At 43.3% G+C, this 25,785-nt stretch carries 24 protein-coding genes; 15 read left to right on the forward strand and 9 right to left on the reverse strand.

Annotation, left to right across the window (positions count from 1 at the left end; genetic code table 11):
- Positions 1–610: 610 nt before the first annotated feature.
- Complete coding sequence (locus ACZ5A8_RS20215; RefSeq protein WP_464531172.1) at positions 611–3,586, forward strand: right-handed parallel beta-helix repeat-containing protein; 2,976 nt, start codon at positions 611–613, stop codon at positions 3,584–3,586.
- A 134-nt stretch (positions 3,587–3,720) separates the two neighbouring features.
- Here ACZ5A8_RS20215 and ACZ5A8_RS20220 read toward each other — a convergent pair whose 3' ends face one another.
- The gene (locus ACZ5A8_RS20220) at positions 3,721–6,075 is read right to left on the reverse strand and encodes an ATP-dependent DNA helicase (protein ID WP_464534228.1); all 2,355 of its coding nucleotides are present in this window, start codon (positions 6,073–6,075) and stop codon (positions 3,721–3,723) included.
- Between the two features lie 653 nt (positions 6,076–6,728).
- On the opposite strand from ACZ5A8_RS20220, the gene ACZ5A8_RS20225 reads away from it, so the two are divergent.
- The gene (locus tag ACZ5A8_RS20225; RefSeq protein ID WP_464531173.1) at positions 6,729–8,132 is read left to right on the forward strand and encodes an MATE family efflux transporter; all 1,404 of its coding nucleotides are present in this window, start codon (positions 6,729–6,731) and stop codon (positions 8,130–8,132) included.
- A 93-nt stretch (positions 8,133–8,225) separates the two neighbouring features.
- Here ACZ5A8_RS20225 and ACZ5A8_RS20230 read toward each other — a convergent pair whose 3' ends face one another.
- Positions 8,226–8,576, reverse strand: a complete 351-nt coding sequence (locus ACZ5A8_RS20230; RefSeq protein WP_464531174.1) for a winged helix-turn-helix transcriptional regulator — start codon at positions 8,574–8,576, stop codon at positions 8,226–8,228.
- Between the two features lie 160 nt (positions 8,577–8,736).
- On the opposite strand from ACZ5A8_RS20230, the gene ACZ5A8_RS20235 reads away from it, so the two are divergent.
- From ACZ5A8_RS20235 to ACZ5A8_RS20285, 11 genes are all read left to right on the forward strand, one after another.
- Complete coding sequence (locus ACZ5A8_RS20235; protein ID WP_464531175.1) at positions 8,737–9,294, forward strand: flavodoxin family protein; 558 nt, start codon at positions 8,737–8,739, stop codon at positions 9,292–9,294.
- Between the two features lie 148 nt (positions 9,295–9,442).
- Positions 9,443–9,967 (forward strand): nitroreductase family protein, encoded by a 525-nt coding sequence (locus ACZ5A8_RS20240; RefSeq protein WP_464531177.1) that lies wholly within the window; start codon positions 9,443–9,445, stop codon positions 9,965–9,967.
- Between the two features lie 38 nt (positions 9,968–10,005).
- Complete coding sequence (locus tag ACZ5A8_RS20245; RefSeq protein ID WP_464534230.1) at positions 10,006–10,305, forward strand: putative quinol monooxygenase; 300 nt, start codon at positions 10,006–10,008, stop codon at positions 10,303–10,305.
- A 115-nt stretch (positions 10,306–10,420) separates the two neighbouring features.
- A complete protein-coding gene (locus ACZ5A8_RS20250) occupies positions 10,421–10,978 on the forward strand; it encodes a flavin reductase family protein (RefSeq protein WP_464531178.1) in 558 nt (185 codons plus the stop codon).
- A gap of 123 nt (positions 10,979–11,101) precedes the next feature.
- Positions 11,102–11,677: a flavodoxin family protein gene (locus ACZ5A8_RS20255; protein ID WP_464531179.1), complete on the forward strand. Its 576-nt coding sequence runs from the start codon at positions 11,102–11,104 to the stop codon at positions 11,675–11,677.
- A gap of 348 nt (positions 11,678–12,025) precedes the next feature.
- Positions 12,026–12,667: an NAD(P)H-dependent oxidoreductase gene (locus tag ACZ5A8_RS20260; RefSeq protein ID WP_464531181.1), complete on the forward strand. Its 642-nt coding sequence runs from the start codon at positions 12,026–12,028 to the stop codon at positions 12,665–12,667.
- 171 nt (positions 12,668–12,838) lie between these two features.
- Complete coding sequence (gene modA / locus ACZ5A8_RS20265) at positions 12,839–13,657, forward strand: molybdate ABC transporter substrate-binding protein (protein WP_464531182.1); 819 nt, start codon at positions 12,839–12,841, stop codon at positions 13,655–13,657.
- Entirely contained in the window at positions 13,645–14,451 is an 807-nt protein-coding gene (locus tag ACZ5A8_RS20270; RefSeq protein ID WP_464531183.1) for an ABC transporter permease, read from the forward strand. The genes modA and ACZ5A8_RS20270 overlap by 13 nt, the downstream gene beginning before the upstream one ends.
- Complete coding sequence (locus ACZ5A8_RS20275) at positions 14,448–15,509, forward strand: ATP-binding cassette domain-containing protein (protein ID WP_464531184.1); 1,062 nt, start codon at positions 14,448–14,450, stop codon at positions 15,507–15,509. The genes ACZ5A8_RS20270 and ACZ5A8_RS20275 overlap by 4 nt, the downstream gene beginning before the upstream one ends.
- Positions 15,510–15,685: 176 nt before the next feature.
- Positions 15,686–16,477 carry a beta/alpha barrel domain-containing protein gene (locus ACZ5A8_RS20280; protein ID WP_464531186.1) on the forward strand — a complete coding sequence of 264 codons (792 nt, stop codon included), beginning with the start codon at positions 15,686–15,688 and terminating at the stop codon, positions 16,475–16,477.
- Positions 16,478–16,502: 25 nt separating this feature from the next.
- Positions 16,503–17,414, forward strand: coding sequence for a Rossmann-like domain-containing protein (locus tag ACZ5A8_RS20285; RefSeq protein ID WP_464531187.1), 912 nt, complete (start codon positions 16,503–16,505; stop codon positions 17,412–17,414).
- Between the two features lie 68 nt (positions 17,415–17,482).
- Here the strand turns inward: ACZ5A8_RS20285 and ACZ5A8_RS20290 are convergent, their stop codons facing one another.
- The 3 genes from ACZ5A8_RS20290 to ACZ5A8_RS20300 all read right to left on the reverse strand — a co-directional run bounded on the left by ACZ5A8_RS20290 (position 17,483) and on the right by ACZ5A8_RS20300 (position 20,082).
- A complete protein-coding gene (locus ACZ5A8_RS20290) occupies positions 17,483–17,758 on the reverse strand; it encodes a hypothetical protein (protein ID WP_464531188.1) in 276 nt (91 codons plus the stop codon).
- A gap of 218 nt (positions 17,759–17,976) precedes the next feature.
- On the reverse strand, positions 17,977–19,263 hold the full coding sequence (locus ACZ5A8_RS20295) for a transposase (protein ID WP_464530109.1): 1,287 nt from the start codon (positions 19,261–19,263) through the stop codon (positions 17,977–17,979).
- Positions 19,264–19,296: 33 nt separating this feature from the next.
- Complete coding sequence (locus ACZ5A8_RS20300; RefSeq protein ID WP_464531190.1) at positions 19,297–20,082, reverse strand: hypothetical protein; 786 nt, start codon at positions 20,080–20,082, stop codon at positions 19,297–19,299.
- Positions 20,083–20,696: 614 nt separating this feature from the next.
- Here ACZ5A8_RS20300 and ACZ5A8_RS20305 point away from each other — a divergent pair.
- Positions 20,697–20,867: a hypothetical protein gene (locus ACZ5A8_RS20305; protein WP_464531191.1), complete on the forward strand. Its 171-nt coding sequence runs from the start codon at positions 20,697–20,699 to the stop codon at positions 20,865–20,867.
- 155 nt (positions 20,868–21,022) lie between these two features.
- Positions 21,023–22,030 carry a GNAT family N-acetyltransferase gene (locus ACZ5A8_RS20310; protein WP_464531192.1) on the forward strand — a complete coding sequence of 336 codons (1,008 nt, stop codon included), beginning with the start codon at positions 21,023–21,025 and terminating at the stop codon, positions 22,028–22,030.
- Positions 22,031–22,196: 166 nt separating this feature from the next.
- Here the strand turns inward: ACZ5A8_RS20310 and ACZ5A8_RS20315 are convergent, their stop codons facing one another.
- The 4 genes from ACZ5A8_RS20315 to ACZ5A8_RS20330 all read right to left on the reverse strand — a co-directional run bounded on the left by ACZ5A8_RS20315 (position 22,197) and on the right by ACZ5A8_RS20330 (position 25,784).
- Positions 22,197–22,946 (reverse strand): SIMPL domain-containing protein, encoded by a 750-nt coding sequence (locus ACZ5A8_RS20315; RefSeq protein ID WP_464531194.1) that lies wholly within the window; start codon positions 22,944–22,946, stop codon positions 22,197–22,199.
- A 267-nt stretch (positions 22,947–23,213) separates the two neighbouring features.
- Positions 23,214–24,515, reverse strand: a complete 1,302-nt coding sequence (locus tag ACZ5A8_RS20320) for a formylmethanofuran dehydrogenase subunit B (RefSeq protein ID WP_464531195.1) — start codon at positions 24,513–24,515, stop codon at positions 23,214–23,216.
- Between the two features lie 2 nt (positions 24,516–24,517).
- Positions 24,518–24,907, reverse strand: coding sequence for a molybdopterin dinucleotide binding domain-containing protein (locus ACZ5A8_RS20325; protein ID WP_464531196.1), 390 nt, complete (start codon positions 24,905–24,907; stop codon positions 24,518–24,520).
- A 10-nt stretch (positions 24,908–24,917) separates the two neighbouring features.
- Positions 24,918–25,784, reverse strand: a complete 867-nt coding sequence (locus ACZ5A8_RS20330) for a formylmethanofuran dehydrogenase subunit C (protein WP_464531197.1) — start codon at positions 25,782–25,784, stop codon at positions 24,918–24,920.
- Position 25,785: the final 1 nt, after the last annotated feature.

Consider the following 25,785-nt stretch of genomic DNA (forward strand, 5'->3'; position numbering starts at 1 on the left):
CTGTTTTCTACACGTATCATTTATATATAGACTCAGTTTTCTAGCTTTTTCTCTTGATTTTATAATCCATGTAATTTCTTAATGAGCTCATCCCAAAAACAATTTTATTTCTACATCAATAAGAGTTTCAGGAATATTTTCCTGATCAGAAGATCGATTAATTAGTCCAAATTCGAGATATAAGGACGTAATTTTGGATGTTGGTATAGTTCAATCTATTTGATATAGGAATGGTAAGAGAAGATTATTGATTGTTTTGAAAGAGGCTGACAGCTCATTAAATGGAATATAGAAATGATAAAGGTAATTTTTAAGGAAGTTAAAAAACGAATTATTGCCTTACAATTAAACTATACTTTATCGATCTGTAAGCTGTTTTTTATTATTATAGAAGTATTAATTTAAAATCAGTATATTTATATTACTTCATATACATTCCCGCTTAGTTAAAGTGACTCATGCAGGGATCTTACTCTGGATTTTAGATAAATTCAGCGCAAACTCAGAGCTTTACATTTGTACATTCATTGGACATTGAGTATATGTTTTTATGAATTACTAATAACACAATTTTTACCCCTGATACAGACTTCATCCCTAACTTTCTTTAATGGACGGAGGAATTGAAATTAGAAATAAGCTGGTCATTTTATTAGGAATCGTTCTCATTTTAGCATTAATTTCGGGTACTGGAGCAGCAGCTGAAATTATTGTCCAGCCAGGAAACTCAATACAGGCTGCCATAAACAGTTCAAGCTCAGGTGATATAATAACTATAAAGCCCGGGACTTACACCGAAAATGTAAAAATAACTACAGGTAATCTTACAATCAGGTCCGAGTCAGGAAACCCTGATAATACAATAATAAAAGCTAAAAGCTCAACAGTCAATGTGATTTCAGTGCAGGCAGATAATGTTAAGATTAGCGGGATCAGAGCTGTTGGAGCAAGCGGATCCAGTTATTCAGGGATTTATCTGTCCGGATGCAATAAATGCGTAATTGAAAACAACAAACTTTTGAGCAACGGGCGTGGAATTTATCTCGTGAGTTCCAAAGGGTGCACTATCTCGAAAAACACAATTACAAATAATGGGTATTATGGAATTGTGCTTGGGAGCTCCAGCGGCAATACTATTTCCGGAAATACGGCTTCTAATGATGCCCGCGGCATTCATCTGGGTTCTTCTGACGACAATAAAGTTTCAGGTAACACCGTCGCTTCGAACAGTGCTTACGGCATGTATGTCTGCGGGCTCAGTGACAGGAACCTCATTTATAATAACTACTTCAATAATACCAATATGACCATTAAAAACGGGACCGGGAACGCCTACAACACCACAAAAACCGCAGGTAAAAACATTATCAGTGGGACCTATATCGGCGGGAACTTCTGGGGAAAACCTGATGGTTCAGGCTTTTCCGATACCGCAGTGGACAAGGACGGAAACGGAATTTCCGACTCCGCATACACCAGTATATCAGGCAGCATATACTCAGACTACTTGCCTCTTGTAACCCCTTCCAACCCGGCAGCCCCTGATGCGGATTTCAGCAGCAATGTTACCTCAGGAAATGCGCCTCTTGCTATATTATTTACCGATACCAGCATAGGAACGGCCACTGCATGGAACTGGAGTTTTGGAGATGGGACATACTCAGCTCAGAAAAATCCGGTACATACCTATCCAACGGCAGGTAACTACACTGTAACACTTACAGCAGGCAATGCAGCTGGTAACGACACAAAAACAAAAGAGAATTATATAAAGGTAACAACCGCACAAAAACCAGTTGTAAGCTACTGGGGCACTCCAAGATCAGGAGATGCACCACTGACTGTAACCTTTAAGGATAATTCCTCGGGCTCCCCCACAGCATGGAACTGGAGTTTCGGAGATGGAACATATTCAACAGATCAGAGTCCAAAGCACACTTATTCAGCGGCAGGAACTTACACGATAGCCCTTACAGCAACCAATGCAGCAGGAAGTACTACATCAACAAAGTACAATTACATAACAGTGACAGGAACGGCTGCACAAACGCCAGTTGCGAGCTTCAGTGGTAATGTCACGTCAGGAAAAGCCCCGCTAAATGTCCTGTTTACTGATACAAGTACAGGAACTCCAACTGCATGGAACTGGAGCTTTGGAGATGGAACATATTCAGCAGTCCAGAACCCTGTACATACATACTCCTCAGCAGGAAATTACACAGTAATGCTTACAGCAAGTAATGTTGCAGGTAATACTACGGTAACAAAGACGAACTATATAAGCGTAGGAACGGATGCGGCGCAAATGCCGGTTGCTTCATTTTCGGCATCTCCAACTTCCGGGAATGCACCACTTAGTGTGATCTTCACTGACAGCAGTACAGGAACGCCAACTGCATGGAAATGGGACTTTGGGGATGGAAACAATTCAGCAGTCCAGAGCCCGGTACATGCATACTCTACAGCAGGGAATCATACAGTGACGCTTACAGTAACCAATGCTGCAGGCAGCAATACGGTGACAAAATCAAACTACATAAAAGTGACAGGAACAACTGCACAAAAGCCGGTTGCTGCGTTCTCGGTATCTCCAACCTCAGGAAATGCACCCCTGAATGTGACCTTCACTGACAGCAGCTCAGGTTCACCTGCAACATGGAGCTGGAATTTTGGTGATGGAACCAATTCAACTCAGAAGAACCCAACGCATACATATTCAACAGCAGGAAACTACACCGTAACGCTTACAGTAACCAATACTGCAGGCAGCAATACGGCAACAAAATCCAGTTATATAAATGTAGGGACAACTGCACAAAAACCGGTTATGAACTATTGGGGTACTCCGAGATCGGGAAGTGCACCACTGACTGTAACTTTTAAGGATAATTCCTCGGGCTCCCCCACAGCATGGAACTGGAGTTTCGGAGACGGAACATATTCAACAGTCCAGAATCCAAAGCACACTTATTCAACGGCAGGAACTTACACGATAGCCCTTACAGCAACCAATGCAGCAGGAAGTACTACATCAACAAAGTACAATTACATAACAGTGACAGGAACGGCTGCACAAACGCCGGTTGCAAGCTTCAGCAGCAATGCGACCTCAGGAAGTGCACCGTTTAATGTCCTGTTTACTGATACAAGTACAGGAACCCCCACCGCGTGGAACTGGAATTTCGGAGACGGGACAGCCTCAACAGCCAAGAGTCCTGCACACACCTATTCTGCGGCAGGGAATTATACGGTAGCCCTTACAGTAACCAGTGCTGCAGGCAGCAATACGGTAACAAAATCAAATTATATAACAGTGACAGGAATAGCTGCACAAACACCAGTAATAAACTGCTGGGGCACTCCGAGGTCAGGAACTGCGCCCCTGACTGTAACCTTTAAGGACAACTCTACAGGATCGCCTACTGCATGGAACTGGAGTTTTGGAGACGGAACGTACGCAACAGTCCAGAATCCAAAGCATACATATTCGGCAGCAGGTAGTTACACGATAAAGCTGACGGTAACCAATGCAGCAGGCAGCACGACGACAACAAAGTACAATTATATAGTAGTGTCAAAGGCCTGAGCACGCCTTGAAAGTCAGTAATGAAGAAAAGAACAATAAAAGCGATAGTAAGAAAAATAAAAAATAAGATAAGACCAGGAGTTTAATAAAAATTCATTTCAAGAGTTGGGCTGGAGTGCTGGAGCTCTTTTCTTTCAGAGCTTTTCTGCAAGGCTCCCGAACTCCAGACGACCTGAAACCGGAGATTCTTGATCCTCTTTTCCAGTCTTTTTGATTTCAGCTTCATTTTTTTCAGGAGTGTAAGGTACTATATTTGCAAAAAACTCTTTTACCAGGCTTCCCACATCCTTTGGAGCTACATCAAGAAACTCTTTACTCTCTTCAGGTGGGAAGTATCCGAAGACCGAAAATTTGCCAAGTTTACGCATCTGAGAGCCCTGGTAGCGGGCATCAAGGAGAATCCTTACTCCGAAATCTCCCGGAGAACGAACAACCCTTCCCATAGCCTGCCTTACTTTCCTGATAGTCGGCACCTGAACTGCAAACTCCCAGCCATCTCCGCAGTTGAAAACAGTATCGTAGGCCGACTCTACAGCTTTTATCCTGTCATTCAGGGCAGGATATCCCACACCTACGACAATCACGGTCCTGCCCCGGGAATCTCTGAAATCTACACCTTCGCTCAATGTTCCCCACAGATAGGTTATAAGCACAGCTTTTCCTCCCTGCTCCCCTATTTTGAAAAATTCCTGCCTGACCTCATGGGCTGAAACCCCGACCTCATCAAGGAGAATCGGAACCGAAAGCTCAGGCTCAAGGAGTTTTGTATAGCGAAGGGCTTCTGCATAACTCTGGAAGTAAATGGTTACATTCCCTGGTGATGCAGCAATAGCAGCGAGAAGCGCCTCTTTCAAACTGTCCAGGGTCTCAGGACTGTCCCTGTTTTTTGCAAAGAGGGGAGGAACTGAAACCGCAAGAGTAAGCCTTCGTTCCTGTGGGAAAGTGGTCCCATAGGTGATTTCTTCAACTTCCCGGGTAATGCCCAGTGTGGATTTTACCATCTCGAAAGGCCGGAGAGTAGCCGACATCAGCACTGCAGAATAAACGGAATCAAACAAAGGCTGGGTCACATTCTTGGGAATACAGGTGAAAAGTTCAAGCCTGCCGACCACCCTGTCGCTTTTAAAATCTCTGCGCATATTCAGGATCGGATAATAGTTCTGCCTGTCCGAAAGAACAAGATAGGAAGAAAGGAAATCTGCAACATAACGGATCTGGGAACGCTTGGGAACGGAAAGAAGCCCTTTCTTGTAGTTTTCAGCATAAATCTCTTCCAGCCTGCCTCCGAACTCCCCGATTTCCCGCAACCGGATCAGCACATTTTCTTCATCTGCAAACCCTTCTTTCTTTGCGTCCCGCAAAAAGCGAGCTTTCAGGATGTCAAGGCGCTCATAAGGGTCACTGATCTGGATGTCCTGCCAGTGTTTTCCAAGCCGGTTTCTCTCTCCGAACTTCAGCTTTGAGTCGTAAGTATCTCTGATAGAGGTCAGCAAACAGGAAAAAAGCCTTTTAGCATAGAGCCTGGAAGCATAGTCCTGGTCAAGAGGGAGCCCGATACTCGATCCGGAGCCTCCCCCGAACACAGGAGAGTTGTCAGGCTCTGGAATCTCCCCCACCTCGGAAAGGGCTTTCTCAATGGTCAGCTCTGAGAGCATTATGGAGGAATGGGAACGGGCTGAAGCCTCAATGTTGTGAGCTTCGTCAAAGATAAGAATTATGTCTTCAGGATCTTTCTCAAGCCATTTAAGAAGGGTCATGAAGATATCAGCACTGAGCACATGATGGAAGTTGCAGATAAGGAGCTCCGTATTTTTAAGTTCCTTTTTAAGCAGCTCATACCCGCACATGCCCCGGTCTTCAGCATATTCCATGACTTCTTCCGGACTTCTAACATCAGAAAAGATCCAGGAAGAAAATTCATTTCCTTCAAACTTGAGGACCTCATAAAGCTTTGGGCAGGAGTGATTTCTCAGGGATTGAGCCTTTTTTCGGGCTTCCTCGATTTCGTTTTCAAGCTCGTTCCTGAGGGCGTAGAGGGCAGGGTCTTTTGTCCTTTTGTGTTTTTCGGAGGCATCTTTGAGTTCTTTTTCCTTTGAAGAAACTTCCCTCTCAAACTCAAGGAGGTCATAGGTATTTTCCCCTTTTAGCTTGCACTCTTCATAGTCGAGGTTCTCGGGACACATGGAGGTCTTGCCCTTGAAAACAATTGTTTTTATGCTGTTGTCCCTGTTGATATCCCTGGTCTCATGGATAAACTGGACCATCTGCTGGTGGACATTCGTGACTATGATTACGACCTTGTTGAGTTTCTTCCCCACGTGAAGGGCAGGAGCAAGTGAACTCAGAGTTTTGCCTGTCCCACATGCCCCCTCAAAAAGCACTATTTTCTCATGCTGGAGGGAAGAGTGAATCTTCTCCATAGCTTCTGCCTGATTTGGGTAGCAGCTTTTTTTCGTAAAATATCGCATGTATCCGTTGTTCTGCATCATACGCTTAATCCTGATATCTCTCCGGTTTCCTGAACCCTGAAAAGTGTATAGAACTCTATTCATTTATTTTTATGCCAGTAAACATACAGTCCCTCTGAATATTTTTCTGAGAACTGGCATTACCATCTTTAGTGACCTTAATTAATTCTCCCAATCAACAGTAATTAAATATTTCGAGACCCATTCTGGGATATTTCAAAGGACTATTTCCGAGAATCATTTTTCCGAGAACCATATCTCTGAGATCATTTTTCCGAGAATCATTTTTCTGAGAACCATTTTCAGAAAATTATCAAATGATTTGTACTGTTCACCGGATAAGCCAGATAAAAACGAATTCCTGGTACTATATAAACTTAGAGGGAGAAGATTTATTTTACTTGTTGAATGGGATGCTACTGTATTCCAAGTGATGAGTACAAACTAAACACAGATGAAACATAGCAGATAAAGTTTTCCGGCTTTATCTTCCCAATTCACGGTATAAACCATAAAGCCGATAAGACTATATTCGATTAACTGTTCTTGTAAGTTTCATATCTTAATATAAAATTAATTATTAATTCCCCTGTTATAAAAGCAATTAAAATTAATTCGCCCTAAATAAAAACAACTAAAATGAATACGTCAACACAATTTAGAGGAATTAAAGGATGGACGAAAGAAGCCGGATGCTGGCAGACGAAAATATCGGAAAACTTCTTTTTAAGCTGTCAGTACCCGCCATTATAGGAATGCTGGTGCAGGCCTTCTATAACCTTGTGGACACATTATTCGTAGGCAGGGCCTATGGAGCCGAGAGTATTCAGGCAATCGGGGGCATTGCAGTCGCATTCCCAATCCAGATGATCGGAATGGCTGTAAGTCTTGCTATCGGCATCGGAGGCGCGTCCATCATATCTCGCCGTCTAGGGGAAAGAGAACAGAAAAAAGCCGAAAAAATTTTCGCAAATCTGATCTTTCTTTCCCTGTTTTCGAGCTTACTGATAACAGGGGCAGGGCTTATCTTTATCGTGCCACTCCTGAAAACATTCGGGGCAACTGATACTATTCTTCCTTATGCCCTTGAATATCTGGAAGTGATTCTTTACGGTACTGTCCTTTTTTCCCTTGCAATGGTGACAAACGCTGTGATCCGTTCGGAAGGAAACGCGAAGGTCGCCATGAACTCCATGCTCATCTCCGGCGGCCTCAATGTTATACTTGATCCGATCTTTATTTTTAGCTTCGGGATGGGGATCAGAGGAGCTGCCATTGCTACCGTGCTGGCACAGGCAATAGGAGTACTTTATGTTATCCGTTATTTCCTCAGTGGAAAAAGTACACTCAGGTTCCGCCCTTCAGACCTCAAACCGGACAGCAAAATAATAACAGAAGCCCTTGCTATAGGGGTGTCTCCTTTTACCAGAAACGTTTCAGGGAGCCTCATGATTATAATCTTGAATAACCTTCTCGCTTTCTACGGAGGGGATATAGCCATTGCCGTATTCGGGATAATTAACAGGCTCCTGATGTTTACGCTCATGCCCATGTTCGGAATTATCCAGGGGTTCCAACCCATAGTGGGCTTTAATTACGGGGCAAAAAACTTTGAACGGGTCAAGGATACTGTGAAGCTTGCCATTCTTACTACCACAGTTATGTCCATTGCGGGTTTCCTTATACTTTATCTGTTCCCGGAGCAGCTTTTCGGAATTTTCAGTGGAGACCACCAGCTGATAGTTGAAGGAAAGAGTGCTGTAAGAATAGTCGTGCTTGCAACCCCGCTTGTGGGTTTCCAGGTAGTAGGAGCAGCTCTTTACCAGGCTATCGGCAAAGCAAAGCCCTCTCTATTTCTGTCCATGTGCAGGCAGATGCTTTTCCTGATTCCGCTTGTGCTGATTCTCCCAAAATACCTGGATCTGCCAGGTGTCTGGGCAGCCTTCCCGCTTGCAGATTTTCTGGCTTTTACGGTAACTCTAATTATGGTTATTCGAGAGTTCAGATCGCTTGCTGAAAAAGGAAAAAACGTGCGAAATGACCCAGCTACAGGGAATTTACCCGCTCGCGGGGATTGAACGGCTGCTAAAAGTAGTTACTGCAAAATAACTACAAGAAGTAGCTACGAGAAATAGTTACTGTAAAGTGGGGCCGTCGGCGGCTTTAAAGTCCTAATTTTTACCAAAAGAGCATTCTCGGTCAAGATATTTACTTCCCCATTCACAGAGCGCATCCAGAACAGGGAGCACGGTTTTTCCAAACTCAGTCAGAGAATATTCAACCCTTGGCGGGATTTCAGGAAAACTCTCTCTGAAGACGAGCCCAGCTTCTTCAAGTTCCCTGAGCTGTTTTGTGAGCATTTTAGGAGAAATACCCTGCATGCTTTGCTGTAGCCCTGAAAAACGCAGTTTTTCTGATCTCAACTGCCAGAGAATCAGAGGTTTCCATTTGCCGCCGATTACGTCCAGAGTTGTTTCAACAGGACAGTGATAGTGTTTACTGTTTTTTGCCTCACTTGCCATAATCTTCCATTCTATCCTTTTTGTTACTAAGTATCCGGATTGTATGTATGGTATATAAGTATAGTTGCTGTAGATTAAATATCAATAAACTTACGTTACTAACAGAAGAGACTCTATTTAGCCAAAAGAGGCTCAAATCAACAGATAAAAGGTGTAAAAGATGAAAGTCATAGGTATTGTTGGAAGTCCCCGAAAGAATGGAAATACAAATATCCTTGTCCAGCAGGTCCTTGAAGGAGCAGCAGAAGAAGGTGCCGAAACCCGGACCTTCATCCTCAACGAGATGAATTACAGAGGCTGCCAGGCCTGTAACTATTGCAAAAGCCATGATCAGTGCAAGCTTGAAGACGACCTTATGGAATTATTCAATGAGCTTGCAGTAGCCGATGGTGTTGTCTTTGGTTCTCCTATCTACTTTGGTCAGTTTACAGGTCAGATGCGACTCTTCCTTGACCGCTGCTATTCCCTTATAAACGCTGACTTCTCTCCCCGCCTCCCTGCCGGGAAAAAAGCAGTAATTATAGGGACCCAGGGAGCGCCTGATGCAGCAGCTTTCAAAGGAGTCTATGAAGAATTCGGAGGGCAAATTTCCAGCTTCATGCGCATGGATGTGAAGGATACGATAGTAGGAGTTGGATATCACGCTCCGGGAGAAGTTAAGGATGATATCGAGCTTATGGAAAAAGCAAAAAACACAGGCTTTAACCTCTTCAAATAAAGAGAGATTAAAGAAAAATAAGGCAAGGAAAGAAAATAAAGTCTGAAAAGAGAATAGAAAAGGGAAAGAAAATAAAAATAGGGTTAGGGAAGCCTGGAGGGAGGTTTCTCGCCCAGACTTTTCAGGAATAAATTGGAGGAGTCTGAATATGGAAACTCTTGAAGCGATACATACTCGCCGAAGCGTTCGAAAATACACTGACAGACCAGTTCCGAGAGAGCTTGTTACCGAACTGCTCAGGGCTGCAATGAGTGCTCCATCTGCAGTTAATGCTCAGCCCTGGGTCTTCATTGTAGTTGATGACAGAAAAATTCTGGACGAGATTCCCACATTCAGCCCTTATGCCGGCATGTGCAGGGAAGCTCCTCTCGCAATTCTGATCTGCGGGGATACGACTCAGGAAAAAGCGCCTGGTTACTGGGTTCAGGACTGCTCGGCAGCCATTCAGAACCTCCTACTTGCAGCCCACGATTTCGGGCTTGGGGCGGTCTGGACAGGGATTTTTCCCATGACAGATAGGGTCAAAGGCTTCCGGAAAACTTTTGGACTACCGGACCATATATTTCCTCTGGGGCTTGTACCTATTGGCTACCCTGCCCAGCAACCCGAACCTCAGGACCGGTACAGGAAAGAGAAAGTTTATCACAACAGGTACGGTCAGAAGAAAGAATAATACTGTTATACTGGCAGAGTCAAGCATTGTACAGGCTGGTGATTTTATTGACGATAAGAGTTGTTGCAAAAAATCAGGTCAAACCTGAAAAAATTCAAGAATTTATGGATTTGTGTGAAAAACTTGTTGAAGGATCAATAAAAGAAGAGGGTTGCATAGAATATGGAGTGTATCAGGAATTGGAGAATTCAGGAATCCTGACGATGCTAGAAGAGTGGAAAGATGAAAGCAGCCTGGATGAACATTTAAACTCCAGTCATTTTAGAGAAATATTTCCTTTGCTTTCAGAATGTCTTGAGAGAGAAACCGAGATTAACATATACAGAAAAAAGCTGTAATTTATCATTTTCTCCACAAATTTACTCCCATTCGTTTTTGAAGGGGCCTATCAAACCCGGTATCATCAAACCAGATAGAGACATGAATGTATAAGCTGGCTGGGGGAAAGTAGCCATGGCAGAGAAAATCAAGATAAATAACAACGTATTCATCTATCCGATGCCTGTTACCCTCCTCGGGGCAAATGTGAAAGGAAAAGCTAATTTCATGGCCCTGGGCTGGGTAAGCCGTGTGAATGCAAACCCACCCATGCTTGGAGTGGGAGTCCACAAATCCCATTACACGCCAGAGGATATCATGAAGAACAGAAGCTTCAGCATAAATTTCCCTTATTCTGAAATGGTGGAAAAAACCGACTACTGTGGACTTGTCTCCGGAGAAAAGATTGACAAGTCAGGCCTGTTTAAAGTATTCTACGGGGAGCTCGAAACCGCTCCCATGATCAAAGATTGCACACTGAACCTTGAGTGCAGGCTTATCGAAACCCTGGAGTTTCCAACAAACTACTTCTTTGTGGGAGAAATTATTGCCGCTTATTCGGAAGAGCAGTATCTGACTCAGGGGAAGCCGGATATCAAAAAGATGGAACCCTGCTACTTACCATGCCGGATAACAGCTACTGGACCGTGGGGGATTACGGGGGAGAAGCCTGGAAAACAGGTAAAAGTCTGATTGACAAAAAAGGAACTGGAGAGGGTTAACCAGCCGAGAAGGATTAACCAGCTGAAAAGGATTAATTAACTGAAGGAATAAACTGAGAATAAATAATTAAAGATTGATCGGGGTAGATTAACAATGAAAGTCGTTGCATTTAACGGAAGCCCGCGGAAGGAAGGCAATACGGCTTCTCTCATAAAACACGCCCTTGCAGAGCTTGAAAAAGAGGGGATCGAAACCGAGACCGTGCAGATAGGGGGAAAGAGTATCCACGGCTGTATTGCCTGCTCAAAATGTTTTGAAAACAGAGACCACAGGTGTGTAATTGACAAAGACATCGTCAACGAATGCATTGAAAAAATGCTTGAAGCCGACGGCATAATCCTTGCCTCGCCTACATATTTCGCAGACCTGACGCCTGAGCTCAAAGCCCTTATAGACAGGGCAGGGTTTGTTGCCAAAGCCAATAGTGAAATGTTCAGGTACAAAGTTGGAGCTGCCGTCGTTGCAGTAAGGAGAGCCGGATCAGTCCATGTCTTTGATTCCATTAACCATTTCTTCACGATTTCCCAGATGATAATTCCCGGGTCCAGTTACTGGAACGTAGGAATAGGGCTTGCTGAGGGGGACGTTGAAAAAGACGAAGAAGGTATCCGGACCATGCAGGTCCTGGGCCAGAACATGGCATGGCTTTTGAAAAAGATCAATGCATAACTCTTAGTTCAAGGTATAAAATTTAGTTTAAGATTTAATTAATAGTGTTCTCCGAAAAGCTGGTTTACGTTATCCGAAAGACTGTACACCTCATTTCAAATTTTCTTTTTAATGCGCCATATGCCGCCCAATCCCGCCTGCATACAGTAGACAAAAAAGAAAGTATTAACCGGGCTGGAATTCGTGATATAATAATATTAACCATCAACGGGAGAAGGCATTTTTGGCTCGAAGCGTAATTTTTAACCATGAATATAATTTTATGTATATTTTTGTCTCAACGAGAGAGGCAGCTTTACTTATATATTAAGGGAAACGAATTTCATGGATAGAATTAGGGGGAATAAAATGAAAATTCTTTATGTTTATGCACACCCTGAGCCCAAATCCTTCAATGCTGCCCTGAAAGACACAGCTCTTGCTGCCCTGAAGGAAAAGGGCAACGAAGTAAGACTGTCAGACCTTTACGCGATGAACTTCAATCCCGTGCTCAATGCGGAAGACTTCACAGAACGAAAAAAGCCGGATGTTTTCAAGCCTTTCTTTGAAGCGATCCAGGCCTCCAAAAACGGGGCTTTTGCGCCTGACATAAAAGAGGAGATGGAAAAAGTAAAGTGGGCAGATCTCCTCGTCTTTCAGTTCCCTATTTACTTCACGTCCATGCCTGCAATCATGAAAGGCTGGATAGACAGGGTCCTGGCTCCGGGTTTTGGCTTCAACCCTATCACAAACAGCGCCTACGAAACCGGGCTCCTGAAAGGAAAATCTGCAATGCTTGCCACTACTACAGGAGCTTCAAAAGAATGGTATTCCGAAGGAGGGGCACATGGGGACCTCAACAGGCATCTTGAATCGGTTACTCACTGCGTCTTTGAGTATATGGGGATGAAGGTTCTGCCGTCCCATATTATCTACGAGGTGAGCAGCCTTTCAAAGGAAAAAGGGGCTGAAGAACTTGAGAAATATAGAAAGAGAATATTTGAACTTTAAATAAAAAGGAAAACGCCTGTTTTTATTTTTTGAGATTTCAGGACTGGAAAGCAGCCTGAATCTCATTCTACTTTTAAACAAAATCTGCATTGAATATTTTTGTAAAAAACTTTATTAACCGTTATGTATGTTCAGACATATCATTGAACTTCCATCTGAAGAGGTTTTTGAATGAAAAAAGTCTGCACATTCATAATTATCATGGTACTGGCAGTGGCTCTTGCAGGTTCAGGGTGTACTGAAAAAGGAGCATCTGCACCTGTTTTGAAAAACCAGGAAAAAGCATTTGAGGGGAGACATCTCACGGTTTGTTCCGGAGCGGGGCTGATAAAACCCATGAACGAATTGATTGAGAGCTTTGAAAACGAAACCGGAGCAGACGTAGAGGTCCGCTACGGAGGGAGCGCCGAAATCTTCGGAATCCTGACCTCAAAAGAGTGTGACATTTTTATCCCCGGAGATTACTACTACACCGGACAGGCTATGGACAGGAATTATGTTTTCAATGAAAGCGTGGAAAACCTGACCCTGCATGTTCCGGTAATTGCAGTTCCTGCGGGAAATCCCGAAAATATAAGCAAGCTCGAAGAGCTGGCGAAACCCGGAGTAAAACTGGCTCTCGGAGACCCTAACGGGCCTGCAATAGGCAAGGTCTCGGAAACGATCTGTACACAGGCAGGCATTCTTCCCGAAGTCGATAATAACACAATTGTCAGGACTGCGACCGTAAACCAGCTTCTCATTTACGTTGTATCCGAAGAGGTAGATGCGACAATTATCTGGGAAGACATGGCAAGCTGGGGTGAAGCCAGCGGAAAACTCAAAATTATCCAGATTCCTGAAGAACAAAATAAAATAAAGACCATACCTACAGCGGTTTCCGTATACACCAAAGACCCTGAACTGGCAGAGGTTTTTAACACTTATATTGCAGGAGCAGAGGCAAAAGAGATCTGGGAAAAATGGGGCTTTGAGCCATGCAGCCCTTAAAATACGCCAGTATTAACCACTCTTGGTTCAGAAACCTAACTGTAGGTGTTACCTTCTTCTTCACTTTTTTGCTATTCATAGCTGTAGGAGCTCTGCTCTTTGTCCTTAAACCCTCGGAAATTTTATCAGCCCTGCTTTCGGAAGAGATGTTCTATTCCATGAAGCTTTCCATGCTGACCTCTTCGGCTTCGACACTTTCTGTCATGTGCTTTTCAATCCCGACAGCCTATGCCCTTTCACGTTTTTCTTTTCAGGGGAAAAACCTCATAAAGGCAATACTTGGGCTTCCGATGGCGTTCCCTGAACTGGTAATGGGCCTTGCACTCCTGCTCCTTTTCGGGCACGGTTTTCTTGGGCCTTACCTTGAGGCGGCAGGGATAAAGGTAACCTTCAGCAAGCTTGGAATAGTTGTTGCCCAGTTTTTTGTCGCCTTTCCGTACGCTGTAAGGGTCATCTTCTCTACCTTCGAAGACGTCAACCCGCGATACGAACAGGTCTCAAGGAGCTTCGGTTATGGAGAGTTCGAGACCTTCAGGCACGTAACTCTTCCGATGGCAAGAAGTGGGCTCTTTGCTTCGAGCGTAATTACCTTTGCCCGCTGCATAGGAGCTTTTGGGGCCGTGCTTGTGCTTGCAGGAGGCTCTTACATGAATACTGAAGTTCTGCCCGTGACCCTTTACCTTAACATCTCATACGGAAACCTGGAAATGGCAGTGACAAGCGGGATTTTACTCATGGGAATTGCTTTTCTTGTAATCCTCAGCTTCGAAAGGTTCGAAGGAGGAAGGCTGTGAGTTTCCTTGAGGTAAGGGGTCTCTGCCTTGACGCTGGAGATTTCCAGCTCAGCGATATGGGACTTAAAGCCGAAAAAGGGGATTACCTGGCGCTGATAGGCCCCTCAGGCAGCGGAAAGTCCCTGCTTCTTGAAACCGTAATCGGATTTTACGGGCCCGAGAAAGGCAGAATTATTCTGGAAGGAAAAGATATCACCGACCTTCCTCCCGATATGAGGCAGATCAGCATAGTGTACCAGGACCACATGCTTTTTCCCCACATGAACGTGTTTGAAAACATAGCGTATGCCCTCCGGAAAAAGATCAGGGATAAAAAGCAGATAGAGACCGAAGTAAAGCAGATTGCCGGAGTCCTCGGGATAAACGAACTGCTGCACAGGAAACCGGAAACCCTGAGCGGAGGAGAGAAACAGAGAGCAGCCCTTGCAAGGAGCCTGGTTGCCAGACCAAAGCTGCTCCTTCTGGACGAGCCCTTCAGCGCCCTTGATGCAAGAACAAGGGAAAAGCTCAGGGAGATGCTGAAAAAGGCAATTGCAGATTACAGCACCACTGTCATGCACGTGACCCACGATTTCGAAGATGTCTGGACCCTGGCAAACCGGGTTGTAGTGATAAGAAAAGGGGAAGTTATGCAGGCAGGAGATCCGGAATCCGTTTTCAGGCGCCCGTCTCCGGATTTCGTGGCTGAGTTTCTGGGCACCAATATGCTGAAAGGAAAGGTAAAGGCGCTCGAAGGAAAACTCACGGTGATCGAAGCCGAAGGTCTGGAAATCTATTCAGCAGACCCGGCCGAACCAGGAGAAGAGGTCACGGTCTCCATCCGCCCTGAAGAAGTCATCCTTGCCAGAGGGGCTATGGAAAGTTCGGCCCGGAATACTTTGAGGGGAAGGGTTTCAGGAGTTTTCAAGAAGGAACACCTTTTCGTGGTCGAGCTGAAGATGGGAAGTGCAGAAATTAAAGCAATAATCACACCTACTTCATGTGAAATGCTTGATCTTGAACCAGGCAGAGAAATCTATGCCGTGTTCAAGGCTTCAAATGCCAGGATAATAAGGTAAATTTATAAAGTAAATTCGAAGCCGAAGTAAAGTTAACGCAGATCGGGAATAAGATTAACAGAACCAGAAGTGAAGTGAAGATGGACCGGGAGAAAAAAAATGATATGAAAAGCCGGCAGCAAAGGAAATAGAAACATAAAATAAGTGATATGTAAAGGAAATTTTTGAGGCAAAGCATGATAGACCTTTTTGAGCTTTACTTTTACGAAGATTGCCCCTATCAGGATGAAAGCGCGGAACTGCTCAAACTTGAAGGCAGAGGAAAAATGAGAATTATTTCAAGAGAAAACGGGACCTGTGCCTGCGCCGGGGAGCTGGCGGAATATTACGAACGAAAAGGCCTGAAAAACCTGAATTGCCTCGGAGACGGCATGACTTTCGAGCCAGGAGATACAATTTTCGAAGCCGAAGGAGACCTCAAACTCCTGTTCAAACTCTGGAGGGTCTCCCAGACCTTTCTTTCCCTCATGTGTGCCATTGCCACAAAAACAGCCTCTATGGTAAGTGCGGGCCGAAAGGCAAACCCGGACATCATAATTGCAACAAGCCGAAAGACTCATCCCGGATCCCGCATGTTTGAGCTTAAAGCAGTCCGGGCAGGCGGAGGAGACATCCACAGAAATTCCCTCAGCGACTCAATCCAGCTAAGCCAGAACCACCTAGAAGTTGCCGGGAACCTGGAAAAGCTCAGGGCTATGAAAAAGATAGAAATCGAACCCAGATCGAGGGAAGAAGCATTCAAATATGCCGAAGTGGCAGATATAATGCTCCTTGACCACCTTTCCCCCGAAGGACTGCGGGAACTCGGGCCCGAACTTAAGAAGCTCAACCCGAAGCTTGAACTTGCAGTAGGAGGGATCGAGGCAAAAAGGATCCCTGGATATGCCCCTCTTGTTGACATTATCGTTATAAGCGCTCCCTATTACGCAAACCCCCTTGACTTTACAACGAAGATTGAAAGGATATGAGGAACAAGAAGAAAAAGGTAGCAATATGCCGGAAACAAAATATCTCAAAGACGTAAAATTCCCGGAAAAAGAAGAAAAAAAGGGAAAAAAGGAGGGAGGAATAACAGGAATAGAAAGAATGACAGAGGAAGGAGAAGAAGAAACTGGAATCCTGCCCGCCCTCGTAAGTGCGCTTAAAAAAGACCTGGGCCCTGCCCTTGAAGAAATTGAGGTAGAAGACATGAGAATAGGGCTCGCCTATACCGGAGTCCTGCTTTCCGAAAACTATGGAGGTGTCGCCTGCACCCCACTTTACGAATTTTCCTGCTGCCCTGCCCTGGGTTTTACGGAAACCCTGAGAGGGAAAACTGCGGATAAGATGCTTGAGCTTGCCCTGTCAGAAAACCTCCTTGAAGCAGCAGTCGGGATTGCAACCGTAAATGCACTTTCCCACATGCTCCGAGATCTGGAACCCGAAAACTTCCAGCATTCATCCTCGGACATCCTGGACCTTATAAAACCCGGGGATAGAGTTGCAATGATTGGCTATTTCGGTCCTCTCGTCCCGAAAATCATGAAAGTAACCGATAAACTCACTGTCCTCGAAAAGCGTAAAATCGAATCCCCTCAAACAAGAACCCTGTCCTCAGAAAGAGCCGAAGAAATCCTCCCTGCTTCGGATGTGATTATTCTTAGTGCAAGCACTCTAGCCAACAGGACTTTTGATGAACTCCTTTCTCTCCGGGGTGCAGCAAGGGAAGTTGTCCTGCTCGGCCCAAGCGCACCTCTCTACCCGGCCCCGTTTTTCGAGAGAGGAATTACTGCAATAATGGGAACCCGAATTATTGATCCCTTTACAATGCTTACGGTGATCAGCGAAGCTGGAGGAACAAAAAAGCTGCACCAGTACTGTGGGGAGAAGGTTGCGTTTAGAAGAAGCGAATTGAAAAGAGAATAAATTTACTTTAAATAAGAAAAAGGGCAGGATCGATGTAATAAGGAAAACATCGATCTTATGCATTTACATTATGAGCGCTTAACAATAAAAAGCGATAAAAGCCCTAAAACGACCATTATTGAAGTAAAGCCAGGCATTTGATTGGTTGTTTTATTACTGGCAATCCCTTCTTCATTACCTAATAAGCTAACATCATTAGCTTCGTTCACATCTGGTACATCATTTACTGGTAAAAGTTCTTCGCATTCTATTGGCATTTCTCCCCACTCAAAAACTACTGGTGGTTCACTTACGCCTTCCTGTTCACAGTGATTCTCAATTATTAGATATATTTCATCAATCATAGATTCAGAGTCTTTTTAATTTTTTATGGTTCTTCTCCAATTTTAAAAAAACAATTGAATTTCACCCAAATCCCTTAACATTTTTCCTCATTTTGGAAAAGTCGCTCCACTAATATCTAGATTTTGTACATCAATTTCTTATTTTTGCCATAATTATTCGATAGCTACCGCTGTAAAGCTGCAGATTAAAACTGAAAGTTTCCATTTACTCTTTACTTTTATCCATACTGGAATCTTGCCCTCATTAAGGGTGAGAATCCTTTCCATTTACCAGTACTGAAACACCGTTTGTTGAAATAAGTAAATAAATTGTAACAAAAATTAGTTAGGCCACTATCGGTTTTAAATGATCTTGCTTTGTCTACGATATCACCTATCAAAGAAAATATCTGTTCCATTGTATTATCTGTCTCAGGTGTAAACCCTTTTTTCAAGAAGCTTACATTTTTCTTGAAAATCTCTTCTGCATAAGAAATCGCTTTCTGAGACGCTTTTGAAAGTTCCAGATTAGAGTAGAATTCTCGTATCTTTTGAATACATACAACAGCACTGATGACCGTATCAGAACGTATCAACTGATATATTTCATTGGACACAACCTTATCATTATCTGGAATATCTTCAACAGAGTTGAATTCTTCATAGTATCTCTTGCTAACGTTTTTTAATTGATGAAACACACAAAAGGAGTGAGCTACTTCAGGGAAGACACTCTTTACAGCTCCAATGATTGCTTTATCTTCATCAGAAACAATTTTTTGTATTTTGCCTTCAGGAAATCGGTTTTTTATTCGTCTGAAAAGAGGAATCAGAGCTTCAATCGTTGGTAATCTGTCAGTTACCTCAAAATCCAAAACTACCTTTTCTTTAGTAGCAATAACGTAAACAGATTGATATCGCATTTTTTTCCATTCTTTTTCTGTAAGCTTTCTTCCAATCAACTCTTCAAGTCTCTTTTTCCAGCCTTTTTTGATCCAATCCCCATCAACATACAATGTTTCATCAAAGCCAATCTTTTGATCTAAAAGTTCTTGCTTTGAAAGTTCTGCATGTTTCTGTTCATATAACCATAATGAAGTTGCACAAGGAGCTCTACCACAGAAGGCTGTCAAGCCTTCTGTATATGTTTCTCCAATTTGCCGAGAATTGTGTAGACTGCATCGTCCATCATATCTAACATTCATTTGTTTATCATAATATTCAGAACTGTAATTTGCAGAACCAGGAACACCAATAATCTGATCATGAAAAGGTTTCTTACAAACAGGACAAAACCAGTATGTAACATTGAGAGCTATAGTGCCGTGACTTGATAAAATAAAACGAGTGTAGTGAGAGTTCACATGTAACTTATTGCCACAATCAGCACAATGAGTAGGAGATAATACGGAAAACATAGGATAGTATCGATTTCCAACCAAAACTTTTGGCAAAGGAATCATTATTTTACCGTCAACTACCGTTTTTATCATTGACTTATCTATTGAGACATTTCCTTTTCCCATAAATAGAAAATTTATCTCAATATAATTAAAATTTTATTGTTTTGCATGATTTATGGAGAAAATATGAAGACCAGAAAATAATAAAAAGTCTCTAGATTCATTAACGCTTTCCAGCGAGTCTTTATCAAATTCCACAAATATATATCCCCTATAGTCATAACCAAAACTAATCATTGGCCCACCATATGATTTCATATAGGGAAGAAGTTCATCTCTGAAACTATGAATACAATCCCCTGCTGTCTCTCCCCATTCCACTTTTTCACTGGAGTCTGTAATTACAGGCATTGTTCCTCGAGTGGCTATGAACCCGGGCTCATTTTTAATTTCCTCGAAAATCTGAGGACCATAATCAGGTAATGGAAGATCGTCTTCATCCTGTGCCCACATAAAGACCACAGGAATTTTACTTATCCCTTCCTGCTTTTCACAGTACTCCTCAATTTTCTGATACATCTCATCAATTCTGGAGTCATCTATTTCTCCTTTATAGGCAGAGCCCAGTTCAATTATTATTACATCACTGGCAGCAACACTTTTTATAGAAATGTCAAATTCGGAATATGAAGGCCCTATTCGGTTAAGATTTAACCAGCAATCTGAAATTGAATTTTCCCAGTCCTGATCAATTGTTTCGGGTATTGTTCCCCTGTAGGCTATGAAAGAGGCATCATTTGCAAATTCTTTGATAAAATCAGAGATTTCATTAGATTCGGAATCATTTAATTCGAGATCATCCGCACTTACAGAACCAGATAACAAAAAACAAATAAATAATGTAAGCATCAGCCATCTGCCAATATTCCTTCTTTTGAGCATTTAAATCAGACCGTATTAGTTATTTTAGAGCCCCAAATCTTACTTTGTTTTAAATTGATCACAAAACCAAGCATCTGCGCATTTGTGCAAAACAGCATAATTAGATAGTTGAGAGTTTTATGCTGCTGGCACCAGAGCTAAACTGCGCAAGTTCCTTACATAAGACACTGGTAAAGCATAAAATACTTTTTAAATTTTCTAATTTTATACTTGTTCGCTTAAACAAGTAACCATGATTCAAAGGCTACATAATTTTTTTAGAAACCATATGGATTCAAATTTGGAATGAATCGGGAAGAGATTCACATTTATGAACGGAAAGAAAGATAGAACCGGAAAGTAGTATATTAAAAAACAAATTTGAAGAAGCTTCTGCCGTCAGTGAAATTTATATATAGACATGAAAATAGAATTCTTTAATAATTTTATACAGTTTTGAATTTTTTGGGGAAAAATAACTAAGAGAACCCATAATTTAGCAAACCAGATAATGTAGCTAATTTCAGATTGCATAGCGAGAGGTATAGAAAAAAGCAATAATTAGGGGTTAAGAAAAAAGCAATAATTAGGGGTTAAGAAAAAAGCAATAATTAGGGGTTAAGAAAAATATGGTGGTGGGATATGAAATAAACATTTCAGGGGAATATGAAAAGAAGGTATTGAAACCAAAAAACATACGGGAAGAGTTTTTGCAGATAAGAGGAGGATATAGATCTTCAGCTGAAGGGTTTCTTGCTATGGAGGCAGGGAAAATATGGTCAAGCATAGTTTTGAGACAGCCTTAGTAGGATTCACAGTTACCATTGTTTGTCTCTTAACGTCAGTAAATAATTATAAAAAATATATTTCATGCAGGGATGTTACATTCAGTTTAATAATAAATTTTGGAGCTGAGTTATTCATCATAGAAAAATAACTATCTATTTTCACGGGGATTAAAATGGACGGAATTGAAGCCAGAGAATTATTGCCATCCGAATACAAAGAATGGGATTTGCTTGTAGAAAAAGCTCAACCCGGCACACTTTTTCATACCAGTGAATGGCTTGAAATTTGCAGAGATATCCTGTCAAAAGAGCTTAAAATATACGGTTGTTTCAGAAACGGTGAACTTGTGGGAGGATGCCCCCTTTTTGTAAAAAATATCAAGGGAATATTGAAAGTGGCAACTTCAACCTGTAGAATGACCAGCTACAGTGGGCCTCTTATAAAAGAGGGAGCAAGTTCTAAGGCAAGTAAACGGGTACAGGAAACTCATGAAATCCTCAATCCCCTCAGGGAATTTCTCTGCAAGCAGGGATTTGACAGCATTCATCTTACGTTCTCCCCAGGCTTTGAGGATATAAGACCGTTCACGTGGAATGGATGGGATTCTGCCGTACATTATACCCATTATCTGAATCTGAAAGAAAACATAGACAGCAACCTTTCAGGGGAAATGCGGATGGAACTTAAAGCTGCAACTGAGGCAGGACTTAAAACCAGAGTATTGAATGATCCTGAAACATATTACCGTTTGCTTTCACTGGCCTACGAAAAGCAAAATTTAGAGCCTCCTTTACCCAGAGGGTTCTTTGGAAGGCTATTTAAGCTGATTCAGGAAAAAAACATTGGATACATGTTTGTCTCAGAGACTCCCGAGGGTGAAGCTATTGCAGCTCACTTAAATCTGTATGGAAAAAAATGCGCTGTAATCTGGACCTCAGCCCTGAACCCTGATTTTGGTCGTTTGGGCCCCATTGCTCTTCTGTATTATAATGAATTTCTTGACCTGAAGTCTCGAGACTTCAAATACATGAACGTAATGGCAGCAAATATTCCTGCATTTGTGGATTTTATTATGGGCTTTTCTCCTGAGCTAATTCCATACTACAGTGTGACCCTGGAGAGCAAAAAATATTCAATCGCGAAAACCTTATACAAAACCATTCATAAGGAAACTTATTGATAGAGAAAGAAATTTCCTTAAAAAGTAAAAAGAGAAGCCCATAGGCGTTAACCGATGGGTGATTCATAGAAGACACACTGGTTTGAGAAGTTGCAAACAACATTTATCATCTGCAACTCCTGATCACTTATATACTTCAGCGTTCAAACTGCTTAGCCCAAATTTCTTATTCAATGTAGTACGTGACCTGTACTGACATTGAAACAGTAGACTCTCCCGGCTGAATAGGAGTGGAAACTGCTCCTGAGGCCTCTTCTGCTGCTACCATATCATATTCGTAGTATACTCTGGGACCACTGTTCTCACTTATAGATGAGGTTTGCACGCCAGTTATCTCAACGCCCAGGCTCTTAGCAAGCGTAGAGGCTTTTAATGATGCATCAGCGACCGCTTCATTCATCAGGTCTTCACGAAGCTGCTTTTGCATATCATCGGACACTGAGAAGGAAATGCTTCCAATCTCATTAGCTCCGGCGGCTGTGGACCTGTCAATGATCTCACTCAGCTTGTCGAGATTCGTGGTTGTGATCTGCACGCTATTGGATGCAGAATAACCTGTGATTGTTTGTTCTTTATCATAGTTGTATACAGGGTACACGGAAACATAGGATGTCTGCATTTCCCTGTCCTGCAATCCTATTGCTTTGAGTTCTGCTATTACAGCACTCATAAGGGCTGCATTTTCATCGGACGCTTCCTTTGCAGTTGCAGACTGGACTACAACACCTATTCTCAATGTTGCTGTGTCAGGGACAACCTTCTGTTCAGCATACCCACTCATGGAAATAGTACTTTCCGTATCCTTTTCGGACCCATTCTGTGAAATAGCGTATATTGTTGCTGACATCAGCACCAGAACAATTGATAGCGCAATGATACTGTAATAAGACTTATCGTTTTTATTTTCCTGCGACATTTTCACCTACTCCCTGTCCAATGCTTTGTTAATTGTGATTCGGTCAATTCTAACAAGTTATAAATGTACATGCACATATTAAAGAATTGCTTAAACTTCAACTACGGTCGCAGTTATGATCATCACATAATATTGAAGGAAAAAATACATAAAGTGATAAAAAGAGGAAGGATTGAAAGATAAAAAAGGTGAGAGCTTTATATCACTCTCACGTCATCTGTTTGTTTTGTCTATCCTTAGACTGAGAATCTGTGAAACAGACTTGACTTATTTCCTTGCTTTAATCTTTTCAAAGAGCTGCTTCAGTGTATCTTCGTTGCTCTTCGTAAACTCGAAGGGTGAAGTAGTAAAAGGTTCGAAGTGTACAGCCACGTCGTCGAGCCTGTAGAAAGTTCCGTCGCATTCCATGGCGTCAATGACTCCCGGGAGCACGATATCCGAAGCAGCTGTGGTCGGGCAGGGAGCAATATCCAGGCAGACCATGGGGATTTCGGCAAGATAAGAAGCACAGTCTGCAGGGATGTGGCAGACAAGGTCAGCACACATTACAAAAGCTGCATCTACATCTTTCTCTCTCAGCACATCAACGGTTGTATATTCTCCTGGGTTATAACGCGGGTATCCGCGTGTGAAATCAAGCCCGAATGGATAGCCGTACATGTAGGAAGCAACCTGATTAAAGCCTGCTACATTGCAGTGACCTCGAAGAGCTCCGAGAGTGAACTTGGCATAGTTGTTCAGCTCCTTCACAAGGTTCATGGCAATTTCAGCGTTCCTGTGCTTTCCAATGGATGAGGAGAGCCCGAGCCCAACGGAGATGGCCCCGAAGTTGCAGTTCTTCATCATGTCAAGCATCTCTTCCATGACCTGGATAGGGACTCCTGTGATTTCTTCCACCGACGGGTGGGGAGTCTTACCGTGGAGAAGGGTGAGAAGTGCACTTATCAGTTCATAATCCGAGCCGGGCTTGAGCTGCACGTGCAGGTCGGAAGCTTCGGTGGTAGGGGTTTTTCTTGGGTCTACAGTGATGACTGTCCTGTCAAAACGCCCGCGCTTGGTCCAGTAGCCCCTCGGGAAAACTCCATACCTGGACATCTGCCTGGGCATGGATTCGAGAGGGTTGGTCCCCCAGTAGACTATGAGGTCACCTCTGTTTTTCTTCTGACCTTCGGTTGCACCGACTTTTCCGGACTCCTGGATTCCCATGGCTGTCGGGCCGTGGCAGATAGTAGCATTGGAGTCGACAATAGCACCAAGGTATTCCCCTATCTTGAGCCCTACTTCATGCGCTTCACAGGAGGTTTCGCTGCCCATAAAGAGGAGGGGGCGTTTTGCCGAAACAAGGATATCGGCAGCTTTTTCAAGAGCTTCGTCCCAGGCTGCATGGGTCAGTTTTCCTTCGACTTTTATAAGGGGCTGCCTGAGCCTGTGGGAACTTACAACCTCCTTGAACTTGGCGTTTCCCATTTTACATGCATTTTTAGCTTCAACCTTTCCGTCCCCGAATTCAACCTGAATGTCATCACAGGCTGCCCCACAGACCGGACAGACTATGTTTTTGTAAATCATACTCACTGTCCCCCGACATAAACTTTCAGCACTATATCTTCAGCGCTAAGAATCTCTTCTTCTGAGGGCTCAATGTTTACAGGAGCTCCTTTATAGAGTGGAGAACCCGTAGAAAGGGTATCAGGATCGATAATAACATTCGACCAGATAGCCCTAGGCATGAACACCTGCCCTGGCTGGACTGAGTCCGTACATTTCGTATAAACTATGATTGAATGTTTTCCGTTCCGGCTTGTTACTTTTACTTTATCAGGAGAACAGAGTAACGCGAAATCCGCAGGAGAAATCCAGCAGGACGCACACTCCATAGTGTACTCTTCAGTGAACTTATCCCCGCCTTTGGCAAGCCTGCCTTCATCGATCGTACTTCCGGTAATGAGTATTACTTCCATGCTTTTCACCTCAGAGCTCCGGGTTTACATCTGCAACCACATAGAGAGCTCCTTTTGCCCGCTTGCTAATCGCATAGTCCCCTGTGAATTTCTTGAATTCGCCAATTAGTTCAATATCGCCAGACCTGACCCTATTTTCCATAGATACAAATTCGAACCCCGGAGAGAAACGCTCAATTTTGCCCCCGATAATTATGGTTCCACCTGCCATTTCTGCACCCACTCCGCGGAGAGCTTTGCCTTTTACAACAATGAGCCCGCCGTTCTGGTGGATCCCGCAGAAACCTTCAACATTGCCTTCCACAAGGATTTCCCCACCGTCCATGCCGCCTCCGAGCTGGTGCCTTGCAGAACCTTCGATAACGATACGACCACCTTTCATGCCGTGCCACTTTCCTCTGTAAGCACAACCCACGTGGTCTCCGGCATTGCCTTTAATGTGCAGGAGTCCACCTGTCATTTCCATGCCTGCCCAGGAATCGGCATCTCCGTAAACGACGATCTCTCCTCCTTTCATTCCGGTCCCGACATGCATGCCTGCAGAACCTTCAATTTCAATTTTTCCTGCACTCATGCCTTCCCCGATCCTTTTAACCCTCGTTGCATCACCTTTTATGCGGATCAGGGTCTCAGCTGCAGAACTGCCTGCACTGCCTACGACTTCAAAGAAATCGGAAAGAGGATAGGTCTTTGGGCCCTGCCAGACGAACAGCTTTCCTATTTCTTCGGCACTTTTACCTGCAAAGGAATCAGGAGTTATAACATCTGCTTCCAGTTTAATGTCAATCGTTTTTTTAGGAATGAGCGTCACTTCTTCCATTTCTCCGGCACTTTTTCCGGCATCTGTCATTTTATGAGTAAGTACTCCCTCTGTCATC

The sequence above is a fragment of the Methanosarcina subterranea genome (assembly GCF_055385895.1).

What these genes read in the sequence shown, in the direction of transcription:
- ACZ5A8_RS20215 (WP_464531172.1), top strand. Translation starts at nt 611, where the DNA reads ATGGACGGAGGAATTGAAATTAGAAATAAGCTGGTCATTTTATTAGGA.
- ACZ5A8_RS20220 (WP_464534228.1), bottom strand. Translation starts at nt 6,075, where the DNA reads ATGATGCAGAACAACGGATACATGCGATATTTTACGAAAAAAAGCTGC.
- ACZ5A8_RS20225 (WP_464531173.1), top strand. Translation starts at nt 6,729, where the DNA reads ATGGACGAAAGAAGCCGGATGCTGGCAGACGAAAATATCGGAAAACTT.
- ACZ5A8_RS20230 (WP_464531174.1), bottom strand. Translation starts at nt 8,576, where the DNA reads ATGGCAAGTGAGGCAAAAAACAGTAAACACTATCACTGTCCTGTTGAA.
- ACZ5A8_RS20235 (WP_464531175.1), top strand. Translation starts at nt 8,737, where the DNA reads ATGAAAGTCATAGGTATTGTTGGAAGTCCCCGAAAGAATGGAAATACA.
- ACZ5A8_RS20240 (WP_464531177.1), top strand. Translation starts at nt 9,443, where the DNA reads ATGGAAACTCTTGAAGCGATACATACTCGCCGAAGCGTTCGAAAATAC.
- ACZ5A8_RS20250 (WP_464531178.1), top strand. Translation starts at nt 10,421, where the DNA reads ATGGCAGAGAAAATCAAGATAAATAACAACGTATTCATCTATCCGATG.
- ACZ5A8_RS20255 (WP_464531179.1), top strand. Translation starts at nt 11,102, where the DNA reads ATGAAAGTCGTTGCATTTAACGGAAGCCCGCGGAAGGAAGGCAATACG.
- ACZ5A8_RS20260 (WP_464531181.1), top strand. Translation starts at nt 12,026, where the DNA reads ATGAAAATTCTTTATGTTTATGCACACCCTGAGCCCAAATCCTTCAAT.
- modA (WP_464531182.1), top strand. Translation starts at nt 12,839, where the DNA reads ATGAAAAAAGTCTGCACATTCATAATTATCATGGTACTGGCAGTGGCT.
- ACZ5A8_RS20270 (WP_464531183.1), top strand. Translation starts at nt 13,645, where the DNA reads ATGCAGCCCTTAAAATACGCCAGTATTAACCACTCTTGGTTCAGAAAC.
- ACZ5A8_RS20280 (WP_464531186.1), top strand. Translation starts at nt 15,686, where the DNA reads ATGATAGACCTTTTTGAGCTTTACTTTTACGAAGATTGCCCCTATCAG.
- ACZ5A8_RS20285 (WP_464531187.1), top strand. Translation starts at nt 16,503, where the DNA reads ATGCCGGAAACAAAATATCTCAAAGACGTAAAATTCCCGGAAAAAGAA.
- ACZ5A8_RS20290 (WP_464531188.1), bottom strand. Translation starts at nt 17,758, where the DNA reads ATGATTGATGAAATATATCTAATAATTGAGAATCACTGTGAACAGGAA.
- ACZ5A8_RS20295 (WP_464530109.1), bottom strand. Translation starts at nt 19,263, where the DNA reads ATGGGAAAAGGAAATGTCTCAATAGATAAGTCAATGATAAAAACGGTA.
- ACZ5A8_RS20300 (WP_464531190.1), bottom strand. Translation starts at nt 20,082, where the DNA reads ATGCTCAAAAGAAGGAATATTGGCAGATGGCTGATGCTTACATTATTT.
- ACZ5A8_RS20310 (WP_464531192.1), top strand. Translation starts at nt 21,023, where the DNA reads ATGGACGGAATTGAAGCCAGAGAATTATTGCCATCCGAATACAAAGAA.
- ACZ5A8_RS20315 (WP_464531194.1), bottom strand. Translation starts at nt 22,946, where the DNA reads ATGTCGCAGGAAAATAAAAACGATAAGTCTTATTACAGTATCATTGCG.
- ACZ5A8_RS20320 (WP_464531195.1), bottom strand. Translation starts at nt 24,515, where the DNA reads ATGATTTACAAAAACATAGTCTGTCCGGTCTGTGGGGCAGCCTGTGAT.
- ACZ5A8_RS20325 (WP_464531196.1), bottom strand. Translation starts at nt 24,907, where the DNA reads ATGGAAGTAATACTCATTACCGGAAGTACGATCGATGAAGGCAGGCTT.
- ACZ5A8_RS20330 (WP_464531197.1), bottom strand. Translation starts at nt 25,784, where the DNA reads ATGACAGAGGGAGTACTTACTCATAAAATGACAGATGCCGGAAAAAGT.